At 54.2% G+C, this 19549-nt stretch carries 16 protein-coding genes and 2 tRNA genes; 11 read left to right on the plus strand and 7 right to left on the minus strand.

Annotated elements, in window-relative coordinates; all coding sequences use genetic code 11:
- Positions 1-26: 26 nt before the first annotated feature.
- Entirely contained in the window at positions 27-584 is a 558-nt protein-coding gene (locus QQZ17_RS07545) for a fimbrial protein (protein WP_152404838.1), read from the minus strand.
- A gap of 648 nt (positions 585-1232) precedes the next feature.
- On the opposite strand from QQZ17_RS07545, the gene rnt reads away from it, so the two are divergent.
- Positions 1233-1880 (plus strand): ribonuclease T, encoded by a 648-nt coding sequence (gene rnt, locus QQZ17_RS07550; protein ID WP_102601897.1) that lies wholly within the window; start codon positions 1233-1235, stop codon positions 1878-1880.
- Between the two features lie 146 nt (positions 1881-2026).
- Positions 2027-6706: an ATP-dependent helicase gene (locus QQZ17_RS07555; RefSeq protein ID WP_152404839.1), complete on the plus strand. Its 4680-nt coding sequence runs from the start codon at positions 2027-2029 to the stop codon at positions 6704-6706.
- 82 nt (positions 6707-6788) lie between these two features.
- On the opposite strand, the gene grxD is transcribed toward QQZ17_RS07555, so the two are convergent.
- Positions 6789-7136 carry a monothiol glutaredoxin 4 gene (gene grxD / locus QQZ17_RS07560; protein ID WP_042319226.1) on the minus strand — a complete coding sequence of 116 codons (348 nt, stop codon included), beginning with the start codon at positions 7134-7136 and terminating at the stop codon, positions 6789-6791.
- A 335-nt stretch (positions 7137-7471) separates the two neighbouring features.
- On the opposite strand from grxD, the gene QQZ17_RS07565 reads away from it, so the two are divergent.
- Both QQZ17_RS07565 and sodB read left to right on the plus strand, forming a co-directional pair.
- On the plus strand, positions 7472-8305 hold the full coding sequence (locus QQZ17_RS07565) for a C40 family peptidase (RefSeq protein WP_152404840.1): 834 nt from the start codon (positions 7472-7474) through the stop codon (positions 8303-8305).
- A 126-nt stretch (positions 8306-8431) separates the two neighbouring features.
- Positions 8432-9013 carry a superoxide dismutase [Fe] gene (gene sodB, locus QQZ17_RS07570; RefSeq protein ID WP_061077390.1) on the plus strand — a complete coding sequence of 194 codons (582 nt, stop codon included), beginning with the start codon at positions 8432-8434 and terminating at the stop codon, positions 9011-9013.
- 46 nt (positions 9014-9059) lie between these two features.
- On the opposite strand, the gene QQZ17_RS07575 is transcribed toward sodB, so the two are convergent.
- The gene (locus QQZ17_RS07575; protein WP_152404841.1) at positions 9060-10226 is read right to left on the minus strand and encodes an MFS transporter; all 1167 of its coding nucleotides are present in this window, start codon (positions 10224-10226) and stop codon (positions 9060-9062) included.
- Positions 10227-10394: 168 nt separating this feature from the next.
- Positions 10395-10484, minus strand: a complete 90-nt coding sequence (cydH, locus tag QQZ17_RS07580) for a cytochrome bd-I oxidase subunit CydH (RefSeq protein WP_086512609.1) — start codon at positions 10482-10484, stop codon at positions 10395-10397.
- 294 nt (positions 10485-10778) lie between these two features.
- Here cydH and purR point away from each other — a divergent pair, with 294 nt between their 5' ends.
- Positions 10779-11804, plus strand: a complete 1026-nt coding sequence (purR, locus tag QQZ17_RS07585; RefSeq protein WP_042319232.1) for an HTH-type transcriptional repressor PurR — start codon at positions 10779-10781, stop codon at positions 11802-11804.
- On the opposite strand, the gene punR is transcribed toward purR, so the two are convergent.
- Positions 11801-12733: a DNA-binding transcriptional activator PunR gene (punR, locus tag QQZ17_RS07590; protein ID WP_152404843.1), complete on the minus strand. Its 933-nt coding sequence runs from the start codon at positions 12731-12733 to the stop codon at positions 11801-11803. The genes purR and punR overlap by 4 nt on opposite strands.
- 111 nt (positions 12734-12844) lie before the next feature.
- On the opposite strand from punR, the gene punC reads away from it, so the two are divergent.
- Both punC and cfa read left to right on the plus strand, forming a co-directional pair.
- Positions 12845-14050 carry a purine nucleoside transporter PunC gene (gene punC, locus QQZ17_RS07595; protein WP_152404844.1) on the plus strand — a complete coding sequence of 402 codons (1206 nt, stop codon included), beginning with the start codon at positions 12845-12847 and terminating at the stop codon, positions 14048-14050.
- 291 nt (positions 14051-14341) lie between these two features.
- Positions 14342-15490, plus strand: a complete 1149-nt coding sequence (gene cfa / locus QQZ17_RS07600; protein WP_152404845.1) for a cyclopropane fatty acyl phospholipid synthase — start codon at positions 14342-14344, stop codon at positions 15488-15490.
- Between the two features lie 38 nt (positions 15491-15528).
- Here cfa and QQZ17_RS07605 read toward each other — a convergent pair whose 3' ends face one another.
- Positions 15529-16170, minus strand: a complete 642-nt coding sequence (locus QQZ17_RS07605; protein WP_152404846.1) for a riboflavin synthase subunit alpha — start codon at positions 16168-16170, stop codon at positions 15529-15531.
- Positions 16171-16388: 218 nt separating this feature from the next.
- On the opposite strand from QQZ17_RS07605, the gene mdtK reads away from it, so the two are divergent.
- The 3 genes from mdtK (at position 16389) to QQZ17_RS07620 (ending at position 18081) form a co-directional block, all read left to right on the plus strand.
- Complete coding sequence (mdtK, locus tag QQZ17_RS07610) at positions 16389-17762, plus strand: multidrug efflux MATE transporter MdtK (RefSeq protein ID WP_152404847.1); 1374 nt, start codon at positions 16389-16391, stop codon at positions 17760-17762.
- A 151-nt stretch (positions 17763-17913) separates the two neighbouring features.
- Positions 17914-17990 (plus strand) — tRNA-Val (locus QQZ17_RS07615).
- Positions 17991-18004: 14 nt separating this feature from the next.
- A tRNA-Val gene (locus QQZ17_RS07620) sits at positions 18005-18081 on the plus strand.
- A gap of 54 nt (positions 18082-18135) precedes the next feature.
- On the opposite strand, the gene QQZ17_RS07625 is transcribed toward QQZ17_RS07620, so the two are convergent.
- A complete protein-coding gene (locus QQZ17_RS07625) occupies positions 18136-19344 on the minus strand; it encodes a phospholipase D-like domain-containing protein (RefSeq protein ID WP_152404848.1) in 1209 nt (402 codons plus the stop codon).
- 133 nt (positions 19345-19477) lie between these two features.
- On the opposite strand from QQZ17_RS07625, the gene QQZ17_RS07630 reads away from it, so the two are divergent.
- On the plus strand, positions 19478-19549 hold a 72-nt coding region (locus tag QQZ17_RS07630), incomplete at its 3' end, for an IS1 family transposase (protein ID WP_001568368.1).

The raw sequence follows: 19549 nt of genomic DNA on the forward strand, positions 1-19549 counted from the left end.
TGTTAACAACACTCTGTGTGACTTATTTACTGATACGACAGTTCATAGGTGGCATTAGCGGTGACTTTACCGACTGCCGGAGCCGCATCATTACTGTAATATTGCACGACATATTCAAGCGAACCTTTCCCACTGGCATCGATGTCAAATTTCGACCCACCGCTCTGGTCCGCATTTAAATCAATCGCAGTATTTGATTTAGCCACATCAACCAATTGCAGACTGACTTTCGTCGGCGTTGCGTCTTCGTTCGCCAGGTTACCATTGGTATCCGGCGTTCCCGTTGCCACACCGAAATTAACACCGATACCTGTCGCGCTAGGCGCACAACTCGAAACGGAAATGGTGAAAGGCTTCGGTTTTGCTGTCGTGCCAACCCCCGCGATGGTTTCTGTTGACACTTTATCCAGAGTTACCGTACCAGTCGGGCCCGTCGCATCAACGGATACATCACAAGTTGACGCAATAACTTCCCCGTCGAATTTGATTGTCCCTTTATCCGTTGCTGCATTCGCGGTATTGATGCCAGATAAGCTCACTATCGCACAGGCAAACATCACCATATATAACTTACGCAATTTCATTTATCTCTCCAACGTATAACAAGAGTGTTTATTGAGTATCAATCATCCCTAAAACTTAGCACTCACTCGCCAGTGTTATCTGTAAGGATTCTTCATGTTATTTATCGCTATTATATTTTATACTCCGACAACTCGCAATTCCGAGCAATTTTAGTCATCATATGCAAAAGAATATCTTTAGCGTCAGTACAATAGCCATAACAACATAATAATATTATATATCAACAGTAAGCCGACGGTAATAAATGTTCAGTCTATTTTTGGACAATTCACAATGCGGACACTTTACTTAAACACAAAATTAACCAGAGACAATATCAGATATTAATTCACGTAATAGGCAAGTGAGATTAACTAACCATTCCTTCAATTAAATTGATAACACGTTCACCTAAGCCCTCAACACTGAATAATGCTGATAAAAAATAGGAATACAAAATATATTTTTTTGATTTTATGAACAGGCGCTCTGCAATCTGAAGGAGAAGAAAATGCCCACAAGCAGCCTGACGATGCTTCAACCTGCTCTACGGGATGTCGATATCCCGGTACGCAATATCCGATGTCCGCTTTTCCCCTCTACCATTCCCGTCAGCAACAAAATTTGGCATAATGCGCGCTGCAATTTTTCCGTACTAAGAGACCCTGATGTCCGATAACGCTCAACTTACCGGTCTGTGCGACCGTTTTCGTGGTTTCTATCCCGTCGTCATTGATGTTGAAACGGCTGGATTTAACGCCAAAACCGATGCGCTGCTTGAGATCGCCGCCATCACGCTGAAAATGGATGAACAAGGCTGGCTGATGCCGGACAGCACGCTACAATTCCACGTGGAGCCGTTTGAAGGCGCGAATTTGCAGCCAGAAGCGCTGGCGTTTAACGGTATCGACCCGTCTAACCCACTGCGTGGCGCGGTGAGCGAATATGACGCCCTGCACGCCATTTTCAAAATGGTGCGCAAAGGCATTAAAGACAGCGGTTGCAGTCGCGCCATCATGGTGGCGCATAATGCGACGTTCGATCATAGCTTTATGATGGCTGCCGCCGAGCGAGCGTCGCTCAAGCGCAACCCGTTCCATCCGTTCGTGACGTTTGATACCGCCGCCCTGAGCGGGCTTGCTCTCGGACAAACGGTGCTCTCCAAAGCGTGTCTTGCGGCAGGCATGGAGTTTGACGGTACCCAGGCGCACTCTGCGCTTTATGATACCGAGCGCACCGCCGTGCTGTTTTGCGAAATCGTCAACCGCTGGAAGCGTCTGGGCGGTTGGCCGTTACCCCTGCCTGAAGAAGCCTGATGATATGGCCTGATAACGTGGTTTATCAGGTCGTGCCACCCCCACCCCGACACTGTATATTTGACCAGTATCAATACACCCTGCCTATTTCCCGCTATTCTGTAAAAAGGTCTTGATCCGCCAACACCGCAAAAGGGACAGGGAACATGTCAGCAAACAATGCGTCGCCCCCACTGCCGGATATTTTCTCGCAGGCGACCCGCGACTGGTTTATCTCGGCATTTCAGCATCCCACGCTGGTGCAGTCGCAAACGTGGGCCGTTACCGCGACGAATCAACATGCGCTGGTGATCGCCCCGACCGGTTCGGGGAAAACCCTTGCCGCGTTTCTCTACGCACTGGATCGCCTGTTTCGTGAAGGTGAGGAAAAGCCCACGACGCCGCTCTCCGGCAAAGAAAAGAAAGTCACCCGCATCCTCTATATTTCTCCGATAAAAGCCCTCGGCACGGATGTTCAGCGCAATCTGCAAATTCCCCTTCAGGGGATTAGCGAAGAGCGGAAGAAATGCGGCGCGACAGAGGTGACCATTCGGGTCGGTATCCGTACAGGAGATACGCCACCTCAGGAGCGTGCGAAGCTCAGTCGTCATCCGCCCGATATTCTGATCACCACGCCGGAGTCGCTTTATCTGATGCTCACCTCGCGCGCCAGAGAGTCGCTGCGCGGGATTGAAACGGTGATCGTCGATGAAGTACACGCGGTGGCAGGCACAAAACGTGGTGCGCACCTCGCGCTCAGCCTTGAACGACTGGATGCGCTTCTGACGAGGTCGGCGCAGCGTATTGGTCTGTCGGCGACGGTGCGTTCCGTTACGGAGGTTGCGGCTTTTCTGGGCGGCGATCGCCCGGTTACCGTGGTCAATCCCCCCGCGACTCGTCACCCGGATATCCGCATTGTTGCACCTGCCGCCAATCTGGATGACGTCTTAGCCGATAATAGTGACAGCAGCGATGCCATTCACAAAGGCAGAGAAGGTTCCGTCTGGCCGCGCATTGAATCCGGTATTCTCGATCAAATCCTTCGCCATCGCTCCACTATTGTCTTCACCAACTCGCGCGGGCTGGCGGAAAAACTGACGGCTCGTCTGAATGAACTCTATCTCTCGCGACGACACGCCCCCCCTGAATCGCAGGCGGAACCCGTACACTATGACTCGTCAACCGGTTCCACCAGCAATCGGGCGCAGGACGCCGGAGAATACATTGCCCGCTCGCATCACGGTTCAGTTTCCAAAGAGCAGCGGGCCGTCACGGAGCATGCCCTGAAATCAGGCGAACTTCGCTGTGTGGTGGCGACGTCAAGTCTGGAGCTGGGGATCGACATGGGCGCCGTTGATCTGGTGATTCAGGTGGCAACGCCCCTTTCAGTCGCCAGCGGCCTGCAGCGCATCGGACGAGCCAGCCACCAGGTTGGCGGCGTCTCGAAGGGGCTATTCTATCCCAGAACTCGCCGGGATCTGATTGATTCGGCGGTGATTGTCGAGTGCATGTACGCCGGGCAACTGGAGACCCTGACGCCTCCGCGCAACCCGCTGGATATTCTGGCGCAACAAACCGTGGCCACCGTTTCCATGGATCCGGTCAATGTCGATGACTGGTATGCCCTCGTCCGCCGGGCTTCTCCATGGAAAGCGCTGCCAAGAGGCGCGTTTGACGCCACGCTGGATATGCTGGCGGGACGCTATCCCTCTGGCGATTTTGCGGTATTCCGACCGCGTATTATCTGGAACCGCGAAACCGGGTTATTAACGGCACGCCCCGGCGCACAACTTCTGGCGGTGACCAGCGGTGGTACCATTCCGGACCGTGGCATGTTCAGCGTGCTGCTCCCCGAAGGGGATGAACAAGCGGGATCGCGGCGCGTGGGCGAACTGGATGAAGAGATGGTGTATGAGTCTCGCGTCAACGACATCATTACGCTTGGTGCCAGTTCGTGGCGTATTCAACAGATCACCCGCGATCAGGTTATCGTCGTCCCTGCGCCTGGACGCTCGGCCAGGCTTCCGTTCTGGCGCGGCGAAGGCGTCGGGCGTCCTGCGGAACTGGGGGAACGTATTGGTGATTTCATCCATACCCTGTCCGATGACAACGCGGAGCGACAACTCTCCCCCCGACTGCGCGACGATAATGTTTTATCGAATATCAAAGGGTTAATTAACGATCAAAAGAATGCCACGGGCGTGCTCCCCTGGAGCCGTCATCTGGTACTTGAACGCTGTCGTGATGAGATGGGTGACTGGCGGGTCATTCTGCATTCGCCTTATGGCCGTCGGGTACATGCCCCCTGGGCCCTTGCGATTGCCGGACGCCTCCATGCGCAATGGGGGGCTGACGCGTCGATTGTCGCCAGCGATGACGGGATTGTCGCCCGCATTCCGGACAGCGACGGAAAGCTGCCGGATGCCGCCATTTTTCTGTTCGATCCGGAAAAACTGTTGCGCATTGTCCGGGAAGCCGTCAGCAGCACGGCGCTGTTTGCCGCCCGCTTCAGAGAATGCGCCGCCCGCGCTCTGCTGATGCCTGGCCGCACGCCGGGACGTCGCTCCCCACTCTGGCAGCAGCGCCTGCGCGCCAGCCAGCTTCTGGAAATTGCAGCGGGCTATCCTGACTTTCCCATTATTCTGGAAACCGCCCGAGAATGCCTCCAGGACGTCTACGATCTTGACGCGCTCGAGCAGGTCATACGCCGCCTGAACACCGGCGAGATCCAGATATCTGAAGTCACCACGCCCGCTCCTTCGCCGTTTGCCACCGATCTGTTGTTTGGTTATGTCGCGGAATTTATGTACGCCACCGACGTTCCACTGGCGGAGCGGCGGGCCTCGGTACTGGCGCTGGACAGCGAACTGCTGGGCAACCTGTTAGGCCAGGGCGATCCGCTGGAGTTGCTCGACCCGGAGATTATCCGCCAGGTAGAGGATGAACTTCAGCGGCGGGCGACGGGCAGAAAAGCCCAGGGAATGGAAGGCGTTTACGATTTGCTGCGCGAACTGGGGCCAATGACCATCGAGGATATTGCGGCCAGGCACGAAGCAACGATCGCTGACATCGGGCCCTGGCTCGATGGCCTGACGGCTGACAAGCGTATTTTCCCGGTTGTTATTGCAGGTACTGCGCAGATGGCCTGCATGGATGACGCGGCCAGACTTCGTGATGCACTGGGTGTCCGCCTGCCAGCGACGATTTCGGCTGCATGGTTGCATCCGGTGAACACACCGCTGCGGGACCTCTTCATGCGCTTCAGCCGCACCCATACGCTCTTTACCGGCGATCAGATTGCGCAGGCGTTCGGGTTGGGTGTAGCCGTCGCCGACGATCTCCTGCGCCAGTTACGCGATGAGGGCGTCCTGATCCAACTGCGGACGGGGGCGTCATCCACTCCCAACGACGCGCGTTCTTCAACGTGGGTGAATGAAGACATATTTCATCGGCTGCGCATCCGCTCGCTGCATGCCGCCAGAGAAGCAACCCGCCCTGTCCCGGCGGCGAGCTACACCCGCCTGCTGCTGGAACGTCATGGGCTCATTTCACCCGCCGACGGCAGCCCGGCGCGCCTCCCGGCGTCCTCAGCGGGAATGCTGGAAGGAAGTGACGGTGTCACGAGAGTTATTGAACAACTGGCCGGACTCGGCCTGCCCGCCTCACTGTGGGAAAGCCAGATTTTCCCTGCCCGGGTCAGAGACTATTCGCCGGACATGCTCGATGAGCTGCTTGCAACCGGTGAAGTCATCTGGTCAGGGCAAAAGAAACTGGGTGATGATGACGGACGAGTGGTACTGCATCTACGGGATTATCTGGCGGAGACGCTTTCCCCGCCATCCGGTGACAGCGAGTCACTTTCAGACTTACAGCGCGCCATTTTAGACGTCCTCTCAGGCGGCGGCGCATGGTTTGCACAGCAACTCAGTGCGTTGATTCAGGCCCGGACGCAAAGGTCTGGCAATGATGAGTGGATAACGCCAGCCACGCTGCATGAGGCCCTTTGGGGGCTGGTCTGGCAAGGGTACATCACAACCGATATCTGGGCCCCGCTACGAGGCCTGTCGCGCACTGTCTCTGCGTCACGTCAGCCGTCGCGACGCTCACCGCGTATGCGTCGTGGACGCCCTGTCTATGCCTCAACTCGCCCCACGTCAGTTTCCGTACCGGTTTCTTACACCACTCCTGCGCTGGCCGGACGCTGGTCACTGCTGCCGCGAGAGACGTTAAATGATACCGAGCGAATGTTGGCCTGCGCGGAGAATATGCTCGATCGCTACGGCGTGATCGGTCGGCAGGCGGTGATTGCGGAGAATGTCCCTGGGGGGTTTCCTGCCATGCAGACCCTGTGTCGAAGCATGGAGGATTCGGGACGCATTCTACGAGGGCGTTTCGTTGAGGGAATGGGCGGTGCGCAGTTTGCCGAGCGGCCTACTATCGATCGCCTTCGCGATCTTACCTCATCGAATACTGAACATCAGGCTTTTACGGCGGTGGCGTTATCCGCAAACGACCCGGCCAATCCCTGGGGCGCGCTTCTGCCGTGGCCGACGCATCCGTCGTCTCTGGTCCCTGGACGCCGTAATGGCGCATTTGTCGTTATTTCTGCCGGCCAGCTGCGGCTGTATCTCGCTCAGGGCGGGAAAAAGATGATGGTCTGGAGCGAAAATGAGGAGACGATTTCAGCGGAAATATTCAGGGCGTTGGCGAGTGCTTTACGCCGTGAGCCGCGACTTCGTTTTACCCTGACAGAAGTTAACGATAAACCGGTCCGGCAAACCCGTCTGTTTACCCTGCTTCGGGAGGTCGGGTTTTCCAGTTCGCCGCAGGGACTTGACTGGGGGTAGACATGCCGAGGGTGCAGCAGAGCGGCAGAAATGAAAAGGAGCTTACCCTGACACGGGAAAGCTCCTCTTAACCATCTACTGATTACTCAGCATCTGATTCTTCAGATTTGTATTTTGCAGCGGTCTCTTTGATCAGTTGCTGCAGTTCGCCACGCTGGTACATTTCGATCAAAATGTCACAGCCGCCAACCAGTTCACCGTCAACCCACAGTTGCGGGAAGGTCGGCCAGTTCGCGTATTTCGGCAGTTCAGCGCGAATATCCGGGTTTTGCAGAATATCCACATAGGCAAAACGCTCACCACAGGCGGAAAGCGCCTGCACAGCCTGGGCTGAAAACCCGCAGCTTGGCAGTTTTGGAGAACCTTTCATGTACAGGAGAATCGGGTTTTCAGCGATCTGGCGCTGGATTTTTTCGATAGTGGTGCTCATTGTCTTGCTTCCTTAACTTCTTTTACGGCAGTCGTCTGACATTGTAGCGGTTCAGGGCGACATCGGAAAATAACATTTTCATTACGCTTTACTATTTTATCGTCTGAACGATTAAGTTGCATTCCCAATAATGGTTTCCCCGGTGCTTATGTCAGAAGTGCGCGCCAAATAACCAAATTTAGCTTTGGCTGCTGTTTTTTTTTGCACTCAATAGCGAAACCGCATTTTTAACAATAAAAGCTATTAACTTTATCCGTTTCTATAGATTAGAATCATCAGGTTTTGTAAATCACACGCAGGTATGATTGCGACCTGCCTTAACAGAGGAATGCTCAGTGGCGCGGATAAACCGACTTTCCCTCACGCTCTGTGCTTTACTATTTACAACGATTCCCTTTATGCCGATGGCACATGCGTCCAAGCAAGCTAGGGACACCGCTGATCTTTCGCATAATAAGAAAGCCAGCGACAAAAAGAAAAGTACGGCAACAGCGAAAAAAACGAATAAAACCAGTCAAAAAACCGTTAAGAAAACCACCAGCAAATCCAGTACTAAAACCGCCTCTTCTTCTAAGAAAAAAATTACCGCTCCCGCTAAAGCCAGCAAAACAGCCAGCCGCAAAGGAAAAACCGTCGCGACGAAAAAGACAGCCTCCGTCACCTGGAGCGAGAAATGCACCCCGCGCAAAGGTCACAAACCGACGTGTATCAAAGTGAAGAGCACAGTGCCAGGCAAGATTGCGGATGCACATAAAGTCAAAGTGCAAAAAGCGACCAGCACGGCGATGAACAAATTAATGAGCCAGATTGGCAAACCGTACCGCTGGGGAGGCACGTCGCCGCGCACCGGTTTCGATTGCAGCGGTCTGGTCTATTACGCCTATAAAGATCTCGTGAAATTCCGTATTCCGCGCACGGCAAATGAAATGTATCACCTGCGTGATGCCGCACCGATTGACCGTGAAGAATTAAAAAATGGCGATCTGGTGTTCTTCCGCACTCAGGGACGCGGCACCGCCGATCACGTTGGCGTTTATGTCGGCAACGGCAAATTTATCCAGTCGCCGCGCAGCGGCCAGGAAATCCAGATAACGTCGCTCAGCGAAGATTACTGGCAACGCCACTACGTTGGCGCTCGCCGGGTCATGACCCCCAAAACCATTCGTTAAAACTTTACCCTGTTGTTAACGCAACAGGGTAAGTTCATCTTTTGTCTCACCTTTCAATTTGCTACCCTATCCTTACGCACAATAAGGTTATTGCGCGAAATACTATTAATAATAAGGAGAGAAGCAATGTCGTTCGAATTACCTGCACTACCGTATGCCAAAGATGCGCTTGCGCCGCATATTTCCGCCGAAACGCTGGAATATCACTATGGCAAACACCATCAGACCTATGTCACCAACCTGAACAACCTGATCAAAGGCACCGCCTTTGAAGGAAAATCACTGGAAGAGATCGTACGCAGCTCCGAAGGTGGCGTGTTCAACAACGCCGCTCAGGTCTGGAACCACACATTCTACTGGAACTGCCTGGCGCCGAATGCGGGCGGCGAGCCAACCGGTAAACTGGCTGACGCGATTGCCGCCTCTTTCGGCAGCTTTGCGGAGTTCAAAGCGCAGTTTACCGATGCGGCGATTAAGAACTTCGGTTCCGGCTGGACCTGGCTGGTAAAAGGAAAGGATGGCAAGTTGGCTATCGTTTCAACATCTAACGCCGGCACGCCGTTGACCACCGACGCCACCCCGCTGATGACCGTCGACGTGTGGGAGCATGCGTATTACATTGACTACCGCAATGCGCGTCCTGGCTACCTGGAGCACTTCTGGGCGCTGGTGAACTGGGAGTTTGTCGCGAAGAACTTCGCCGCGTAAAAAAGATAACGCAGAAGGGTGTCCCTTCTGCGTTTTTGTTCTGCTGTTAACCTGCGACGCACACCTGTTCAGGCTGTTTTCTCGCCGAGACAAACACCAACAACAGCGCCATACCTGCCACAATCGCCCCCATCACAGGAACAAAACTGTAGCCTAACCCGCCAGAAATCACGGCCCCACCCGCGGCAGCACCCAGTGCATTTCCGAGATTAAAAGCGCCGATATTCACGGAAGACGACAGGCCTGGCGCTTCGTGAGCCACACGCATGACGCGCATTTGCAGCGGAGGCACCACCGCAAAGGTCGCCGCCCCCCAGACCACCATACTGACCGCCGCCCCCAGTTCATTTTGTGCCAACAAGGGGATAGCCAGCATAATCACCATTAGCAGCAGCAAAAAGCCCTTCAGCGTACCGTTAACCGAGCGATCGGCCAGTTTGCCGCCAAGGTAGTTACCAATGGAGAAGCCCACGCCAATCAGAACCAGCATCCCGGTCACGAAGGTCGGGGTCGCATGGGTGATGCTTTGCAGGACAGGCGAAATATAGGTATACAGCGTAAACATAGCGCCCGCCCCCAACACGGTAGTCAGCAGCGCGGAGAGCACCTGAGGACGCATTAACACCACCAGCTCTTTTTTCACTTCCGGACGCGCCCCGGCACCGCCTTTCGGCAACGAGAAAAAGAGACTCAGCATCGAGATAACGCCCAGACCGGCTGTCGCCATAAACGACATTCGCCAGCCGATGGTTTCCCCCAGCCAGGTCGCCGCCGGAACGCCGCCGATATTGGCGATTGTCAGCCCCATAAACATCGTGGCAACGGCGCTGGCCTGTTTGTGCTTCGGCACCACGCTGGCTGCTACAACGGAACCCAGGCCGAAGAACGCGCCGTGGTTGAGGCTGGTTAAAATGCGTGACAGCATCAGCGTGGTGTAATCCGGCGAAATCGCCGAGAGCACGTTACCAAGCGTAAAGATTGCCATCAGAAAAATCAGCGCATTACGGCGTCCACGATGTGACAGAAGCAGCGTCATCAGCGGGGCCCCAACCATCACGCCGACGGCATAGGCGCTAATCAACATGCCTGCGGCGGGGATGGACACATCCACGCCGCGCGCAATGACGGGCAGCAGCCCCATTGGCGAGAATTCGGTCGTACCGATGCCGAATGCGCCGATGGCCAGCGCCAGTAACGGATAATTAATTTTCATGCAGTGATGACTCCGGCTCTTCGCGATGAGGCGCGAGGCTTAACTAAGAGTCAAAAGCATGACATCAATCACAAAAAAAGAGAAGTTAACAAAAATACAAAAGACTTTTGCAGATTCGATAACAATATGGCGGGAGGTTCGAGGGAGCAGGCACTCCCCCGAGGGAAATCAATGCAGTGCCGCTGTCAGACCGCCAGCAACGATTAAAGCCAGAACAATAAACGTGGTCACTAATGAAAATTTCAGATCGGTGCTCATCAACTTTTCTCCTTTTTATTCCCACACAAAAAGTGATATAGCGCATTTTTGCACACTTGAGTGCAAAAATCTCCCACGATTTAGAGTGATATGTGCTTTTAATACTTCCCCTTTTCGTTAAGATCAGCCAAAATTCGACGCTTACTTGATTATCGTACCGGCCATTGACCCCTTCCTGACGCTCTGTGGCGTTTTCCCGGCATGCCGCAACCCTGACGTTGCGCACAGGATGATTAAAGGCAAACGTTTACTTAGCATATTTTAATGTTCAGGTTGGGTCTGGAGTGAGATTTAATGGCAACAATTAAAGATGTAGCGAAACGCGCAAACGTTTCCACTACAACCGTATCACACGTAATTAACAAAACGCGTTTCGTCGCTGAAGAAACACGCAATGCAGTGTGGGCGGCAATCAAAGAATTGCACTATTCCCCCAGCGCTGTTGCCCGTAGTCTGAAGGTCAACCATACCAAGTCTATCGGCTTGCTGGCGACCAGCAGCGAAGCCCCCTACTTTGCCGAAATTATCGAAGCCGTTGAAAAGAACTGCTTCCAGAAAGGCTATACCCTGATCCTCGGTAACGTCTGGAACAATCTGGAAAAACAGCGTGCCTATCTGTCCATGATGGCGCAAAAACGCGTTGATGGCCTGCTGGTGATGTGTTCCGAATATCCCGATCCCCTGCTCTCGATGCTGGAAGAGTACCGTCATATCCCGATGGTGGTCATGGACTGGGGCGAAGCCAAAGCCGACTTCACCGATACGGTGATTGATAACGCCTTTGAGGGCGGTTATATGGCTGGCCGTTACCTTGTCGAACGCGGACATCGCGAAATTGGCGTGATCCCGGGACTGATGGAGCGCAACACCGGCGCGGGCCGTCTGGCCGGTTTTATGAAGGCGATGGATGAAGCGCTGATTAAAGTGCCGGAAAACTGGATTGTGCAGGGCGACTTCGAACCGGAATCCGGCTACCGTGCAATGCAGCAAATTCTGTCGCAGGCGCATCGCCCGACGGCGGTCTTCTGTGGCGGCGATATCATGGCGATGGGTGCCCTTTGCGCTGCGGATGAGATGGGCCTGCGCGTACCGCAGGACGTGTCGCTGATAGGCTATGACAATGTGCGCAACGCCCGCTTCTTTACGCCAGCGTTGACCACCATCCACCAGCCAAAAGATTCTCTGGGTGAAACGGCCTTTAACATGCTGCTGGACCGTATCGTCAATAAGCGCGAAGAGTCACAGTCCATTGAAGTCCACCCGCGCCTGGTGGAGCGCCGCTCCGTTGCGGATGGCCCTTTCCGCGACTACCGTCGTTAAACCTCTTTTGCGGGAGTCTCGTCAGGCTCCCGCAGCCACTCTTTGTTCAGCGTTTCGCTGTCTCCCAGATAGTCCAGCAGCCAGATCAGCGCGGGGGACATATCGTTCTGCTGCCAGGTCAGGCAACAGGCTGCGTCCGGGAAAGGGTTCTCCAGATCCAACGCCACCCACTGCCCCTTATTGAGATACGGCTTGGCAAAATGCGTCGGCACCATGCCGACACAAAGTCCGGCGCTGATACAGGTCGCGGAAGAGTCCCAGTCCGGAACCACCACCCGCTTCTGGTTGTCCAGCAGCCAGGTCACGCGTTTCGGCAGCGTGCGGGAGGTATCTTCCAGCACCAGTGACGGCCAGTTGCGCAACGTGTCATCGCTTAAAGGCCCGCTCATGGCGGCCAGCGGATGTGTGCTGGCAACGACACAACACCAGCTCAGTTTGCCCATATCGCGGAAGGTGTATCGACCTCCTACCGGGATCGCCTGGGTTGCGCCGATAGCGAGTTCAACCCTGCCATCTGACAGCGCGTCCCAGACGCCATTGAACACCTCCTGAAAGACCAGCAGCTCCACGTCATCAAAGTGGCGATAGAAATCGACTATCAGTTGTCTTGTGCGTTCAGGGCGCACGATATTGTCCACCGCGATGGGAAGTTGCCCACGCCAGCCGTTGGCTATCTGCTGACACTGCTGGCGCGTGATCTGCATTTTTTTGATGACAGAGCGGCCCTCTTTCAAAAACCAGGCTCCCGCCGGGGTCAGCACCACATCGCGGTGACGACGTTCAAAGAGCGGGACCGCCAGCCACTCTTCCAGTTGCCGAACCGTATAGCTGACCGCCGAGGGCACCCGGTGCAACTCCTGAGCGGCGGAACTAAAACTCCCGTTGCGCGCCACGGCATCAACGACTTCCAGTGCATATTCTGACCACATAATCTGCCTACAAAATTTTTGAATGCAATAAACAAATATTACCGTTTCACAAGCCGAAATTCACTCCCTACACTCTGCGCCAGTGTTATTCATTAAAATTAGAGAACAACTATGCAACCAGGAAAAGGGTTTTTAGTCTGGCTGGCAGGGCTCAGCGTGTTGGGTTTTCTGGCAACCGACATGTATTTGCCCGCTTTTGCCGCCATTCAATCTGACCTGCAAACACCGGCATCTGCCGTCAGCGCCAGCCTGAGTCTGTTTTTAGCGGGCTTTGCCGTCGCGCAACTGTTGTGGGGCCCGCTCTCGGACCGCTACGGCCGTAAACCGATCCTGTTGCTGGGTCTGTCCATCTTCGCCCTCGGTAGCCTGGGTATGCTGTGGGTCGAAAGCGCGACAGGGCTGTTGGTTCTGCGCTTTATTCAGGCGGTGGGCGTCTGTGCGGCGACCGTCATCTGGCAGGCGCTGGTCACCGATTACTATCCCTCACATAAAATTAACCGTATTTTCGCGACGATCATGCCGCTGGTCGGACTGTCTCCTGCCCTGGCGCCGTTATTAGGAAGTTGGATCCTGACCCATCTTTCCTGGCAGGCGATCTTTGCCACGTTGTTTTTCATCACGCTGCTGCTGATGCTGCCTGCGCTGTTCTTAAAACCCTCTACCCGGGCGCGAAACGACAGCAAAGATAAATTGACCTTCACCACGCTGCTGCGCGCGAAAGCGTACCGCGGTAACGTCCTGATTTACGCTGCCTGTTCCGCCAGCTTCTTTGCATGGCTGACCGGCTCGCCGTTTATTCTGAGTGAAATGGGCTATAGCCCGGCGGTGATTGGACTGAGCTATGTACCACAAACCATCGCGTTTCTGATTGGGGGCTACGGTTGTCGCGCCGCGCTGCAAAAATGGCAGGGACAACAGCTTCTGCCCTGGCTACTGGTCATCTATGCGCTGAGCGTGGTGGCGACGTGGGCGGCAAGCTTTATCCATCACATTACGCTCGCGGAAATCCTGATCCCGTTCTGTGTAATGGCGATTGCCAACGGGGCTATCTACCCGATTGTGGTTGCGCAGGCGCTGCGTCCTTTCCCGCAGGCTACGGGGCGTGCCGCTGCCCTGCAAAATACCCTGCAGTTGGGTCTGTGCTTCCTGGCGAGTCTGGTGGTCTCCTGGCTTATCAGCACCCCGCTGCTGACCACGACCAGCGTGATGCTGTCGACGGTCGTACTGGCTGGACTGGGTTATAAGATGCAGCTGCAAACCTCAAGCGCCAGTGAACAGCCTGATAATCACGGGATTGCCCACAGCGAATCCCATTGATATTAATGATAATCACCCTTAATTAGTCGGCTAACAATTTTTGGTTGAATCATCGATTTTTGAGGCCTATACTAAATTTCGGTTGTTAAAATTACGATAATAATTATGTGCTAACGGGAACCGGAGCGTTCCCGGTTCACCACGGATGGCCTTTTCGGCAAGGGGTCCTCCCTTCCTCTGTTCTACGTCGGATAATAGACTCGCGGAATGATCCCGCGAGATTTCTCACAAAGCCCAAAAAGCGTCTACGCTGTTTTAAGGTTCTGATCACCGACCAGTGATGGAGAAGCTATGAGTTCATCGTGTATAGAAGAAGTCAGCGTACCGGATGACGACTGGTACCGTATCACTAGCGAATTATTAAGCCGCGCCGGTATTGCCATCAACGGCTCTTCACCAGCAGATATACGCGTCAAAAACCCCGATTTTTTCAAACGTGTTTTACAAGAGGGGTCGCTCGGTCTGGGTGAAAGTTATATGGATGGCTGGTGGGAGTGCGATCGACTGGACCAGTTTTTTAGCAAAGTCCTGCGCGCAGGACTGGAAAACCAACTTCCGCACCATTTCAAAGATACTCTCCGCATCGCCGGCGCTCGCCTGTTCAATTTGCAAAGTAAAAAACGCGCCTGGATCGTCGGTAAAGAGCATTACGATCTCGGTAACGATCTGTTCAGCCGCATGCTCGACCCGTACATGCAGTATTCCTGCGCTTACTGGAAGGACGCTGACACTCTGGAAGCAGCGCAGCAGGCCAAACTGCGGTTAATCTGCGAGAAGTTGCAACTGCAACCCGGCATGCGGGTGCTGGATATCGGCTGCGGCTGGGGCGGTTTGTCGCACTACATGGCGACGAACTACGACGTTAGCGTGGTTGGCGTGACAATTTCTGCCGAGCAGCAGAAACTGGCGCAGGCGCGCTGTGCGGGACTGGATGTGTCGATTTTGCTGCAGGATTATCGTGACTTGCGCGATCAGTTCGACCGCATTGTGTCAGTAGGTATGTTTGAGCACGTCGGTCCAAAAAACTACCCGACCTATTTCGACGTCGTTGATCGCAACCTGAAACCGGAGGGGTTGTTCCTGCTGCACACCATCGGTTCGAAAAAAACCGACAACAATGTCGATCCGTGGATCAATAAGTACATCTTCCCCAACGGTTGCCTCCCGTCAGTGCGCCAGATAGCTAACGCCAGCGAAGCGCACTTTGTGATGGAAGACTGGCACAACTTCGGCGCGGATTACGACACAACGCTGATGGCGTGGTACGAACGTTTCCTCGCCGCCTGGCCGGAAATTGCCGATAACTATACCGAGCGCTTTAAACGGATGTTCAGCTACTACCTGAACGCCTGCGCCGGTGCGTTTCGCGCCCGCGATATTCAGCTCTGGCAGGTGGTGTTCTCACGCGGCGTCGAAGACGGCCTGCGCGTTGCCCGCTAATCTTCATGCCCCCGCCGTCCTGCGGGGGCTGCGCTGTCTTACGCTTCGCTGGCGGTTTTCACCACCGCAGCTTCACGCGCAGCCAGCACGCGTTCCACCGTATCCACCACGGCCTGCGTTTGCGGGTCGATTTCGATATTGACGCGCGCGCCCAGTTTCTTTCTCCCAAGCGTCGTGCGTTCCAGTGTTTCCGGAATAAGATGTACGCAAAAGCGCGTCGCAGTCACTTCGCCAACGGTCAGGCTGATCCCGTCAATGCCAATAAATCCTTTGTACAGGATGTACTTCATCAACGTCGGATCCTGGACTTTGAACCAGATCTGACGGTTATTCTCAGACGTCAAAATCTTTGATACTTCCGCCGTGGTCATAATGTGACCGGACATCAGATGTCCACCAATCTCATCGCTGAATTTTGCCGCGCGCTCGACGTTCACCAGGTCACCCACTTTCAGATCGCCCAGATTGGTAATGCGCAGCGTCTCCTTCATCAGATCAAAACTGATGCGGTTACCGTTAATTTCTGTCACGGTCAGGCAGCAGCCGTTGTGCGCCACCGATGCGCCCGTTTCCAGCGCGTCCAGCATGTATTCAGGTAATTCCACTACATGGGTGCGAAAATTTGGTTTTTCATCAATCGACACCAGTTTGGCGGTGCCCTGCACAATACCTGTAAACATACCTGCAACTCCTGAATTCAGTTAAACCATTTCTGCCTGCCACAATAGCAGTTGGAAAATCAGGTTGCCAGTGAAGCACCCATTGCGCCTGTTTTTTCACTGGAGAAATATGTATTCATCGCTACAATAGACTGAAATTTCCCCTGCATCTTCTTCTTGCTGCCACTCGTGGCGGCTTTTTTAGTCTCTCAAATAAAAACAAAATGATAGGTGTACACGTGCAGAAGTATATCAGTGAAGCGCGTCAGTTATTGGCTCTGGCAATTCCGGTGATTCTTGCGCAAATCGCCCAAACCGCAATGGGGTTCGTTGATACCGTGATGGCGGGTGGCTACAGCGCCACCGACATGGCCGCCGTCGCCATTGGGACGTCCATCTGGCTGCCCGCCATTCTGTTCGGTCACGGGCTGCTGCTGGCGCTAACCCCGGTGATTGCTCAGCTCAACGGTTCCGGGCGTCGTGAACGCATTGCGCATCAGGTTCGCCAGGGATTCTGGCTGGCGGGTTTTGTCTCGGTGCTGGTTATGGTCGTGCTGTGGAACGCCGGTTACATCATCCGCGCGATGCACAATATTGATCCGGCCCTGGCGGATAAGGCCGTCGGTTACCTGCGCGCATTATTATGGGGCGCACCGGGTTATCTGTTCTTTCAGGTCGCGCGTAACCAGTGTGAAGGTCTGGCAAAAACCAAACCCGGTATGGTGATGGGTTTTCTCGGTCTGCTGGTCAACATCCCGGTGAACTATATCTTTATCTATGGTCACTTCGGCATGCCGGAACTCGGCGGTGTCGGCTGTGGCGTGGCTACCGCAGCGGTCTATTGGGTGATGTTCTGCGCGATGCTCTGGTATGTCAAACACGCACGTTCAATGCGCGATATTCGTAATGAGCAGCGCTTCAGTAAGCCAGATAGCGTGGTGATGAAACGTCTGGTGCAACTGGGTCTGCCGATTGCGCTGGCGCTGTTTTTTGAAGTCACGCTGTTCGCCGTCGTGGCGCTGCTGGTTTCGCCGCTGGGCATTGTCGATGTTGCAGGCCACCAGATTGCCCTGAACTTCAGTTCACTGATGTTTGTATTGCCGATGTCGCTGGCGGCGGCGGTCACCATTCGCGTGGGCTACCGTCTGGGACAAGGCTCTACGCTGGATGCGCAAACCGCTGCGCGTACCGGTTTAGGCGTTGGCGTCTGCATGGCATGCCTCACTGCCATCTTTACCGTGACGCTGCGTGAGCATATCGCCCTGCTCTATAACGACAATCCTGAAGTGGTGACGCTGGCGGCGCAACTGATGCTGCTGGCGGCGGTGTATCAGATTTCAGACTCCATTCAGGTCATCGGTAGCGGGATCCTGCGTGGTTATAAAGATACGCGCTCGATTTTCTTTATCACCTTTACAGCGTACTGGGTGTTGGGACTGCCGAGCGGTTATATCCTCGCACTGACCGATCTGGTGGTGGATCGTATGGGTCCGGCGGGATTCTGGATGGGCTTTATCATCGGCCTGACCTCGGCCGCGATTATGATGATGCTGCGGATGCGCTTCCTGCAACGCCAGCCGTCGACGGTCATTCTGCAGCGCGCTGCGCGATAAAACGGCAATAGCCGCCAGTTGGCGGCTATTCTCTCGACATTTTGCGCACTTCCTCCGCAATCGGGTGAAATCCGGAAGAAAATTACCATTTCCCTCTTGCCTCATCCCGGCTCTGCCGCTAATATTCGTCCCCGTTGTCACACACAACATTGCGTTCATAGCTCAGTTGGTTAGAGCACCACCTTGACATGGTGGGGGTCGTTGGTTCGAGTCCAATTGAACGCACCATCTCATCTTTATATGCGTCTGTAGCTCAGTTGGTTAGAGCACCACCTTGACATGGTGGGGGTCGATGGTTCGAGTCCATTCAGACGCACCATTTCGTTATCTTCCTGTTATACCCCAAATTCTCATCTGCTAACCGGTAACCCCGTTAATGACTGAACAGTAAACGGTCGTTTTTCGCCTGACTGTCCGCGATATAGAAACGGGTAAACCACGCTGGCTGCCCTGTTATCGCCGTGGGTTTGAGCAGTTTGAGCACCTGAACGTCGCCAACCCCCTGCATTCGCTGACGAAACTGGAGATGATCAAACACTCTGATGGCTTCAATAACATAGGCCATCGCAATCTTTTGATCTTCAATCATGATCAGGTGGTCACCATTATTCTTCTCACCCGAGGGGGCCAGATTGCTCGAGCCGGTGAACACTTTGGCGCTGGCCAGATTAAAATCGGTCACCACAAATTTATGGTGAATATTGATTCCCTTACCACCTGCCCATTCAGTTCGAAATGGCTCTGGCGCTTTTTTCGCCAGGTAGGCAAAATCGGCAACGGCCAGCGTGCCATCCGGTTTCACCACCTGCAATTCTCCCGCCGTATTCACCGTGCCATAGCTGAAGACAGGACGATTCAGTAATTCTGCAAGCGCAACGCCCACCGGTGATTCCCTCATATTATTAAGAAAAGCGATGGAATAGAACACAGACGAACTCGCCTGGTTAATGGCGTTCACCACCGGGTCCAGCGAAAGCGACGTTGCGCGATGGGGAGAATAAGAGACGTTAATCGTCGGCCCATTTGCATGTTCTATTGTCTGTATACTCTGCGATAACGGAGAATGGCGAAACGCTTTAGGCTCGGTAAACGCCTCATCAAACATCTGGCCGAACGATGCCGCAACGCCAGAGGAATGAAAGACCAGCACGTTATTCGCCTGGATATAGAGACCGCGGAAAGAAAAATTGGTTGAGCCGCACAGCACTTTAACCGCCTGATTTTGCTTATCGCGCTGGATCAGTACCTTATGGTGCTGAAGGTTAAAAAAGCGGGTACGTGTAACCTGCGCCCCCGCGACAGTCAGTCGCTGTGACGCCACACTTTCGCTGCTGTTCTTCGCGCCGTGCCCTTCCAGGATGCCCGTCTCTTTATCTTTCTTCGAAGAATCATCAATAACCGCCCGCAAGCGTGGGCCGATCGCCTCCAGCTTTTCGACCAGGTCCGGAAGATTCAGATCGTAGGCCATGAAATCAAGACGGAGTTCAGGATTGTCTAATACCTCCTGAATAAAAGTATCAATCAGGGTTTTTGCTTCAAATCCCAGCCAGTCATAAACGGTCTCGCCCCGGTTATTTTTCACATCGTCGCGCAGTTTAAAATTGAGTCCATCCTCATCCTGACCGGGAATAATGTCAGCGTTATTATTAAACTGGTCGCGGGTGATGCTGCCAACTTACTGATTTAGTGTATGATGGTGTTTTTGAGGTGCTCCAGTGGCTTCTGTTTCTATCAGCTGTCCCTCCTGTTCAGCTACTGACGGGGTGGTGCGTAACGGCAAAAGCACT

Origin of the sequence: Citrobacter sp. T1.2D-1 (genome assembly GCF_950098555.1) — a bacterium.
GTDB classification, from domain to species: domain Bacteria; phylum Pseudomonadota; class Gammaproteobacteria; order Enterobacterales; family Enterobacteriaceae; genus Citrobacter_A; species Citrobacter_A telavivensis.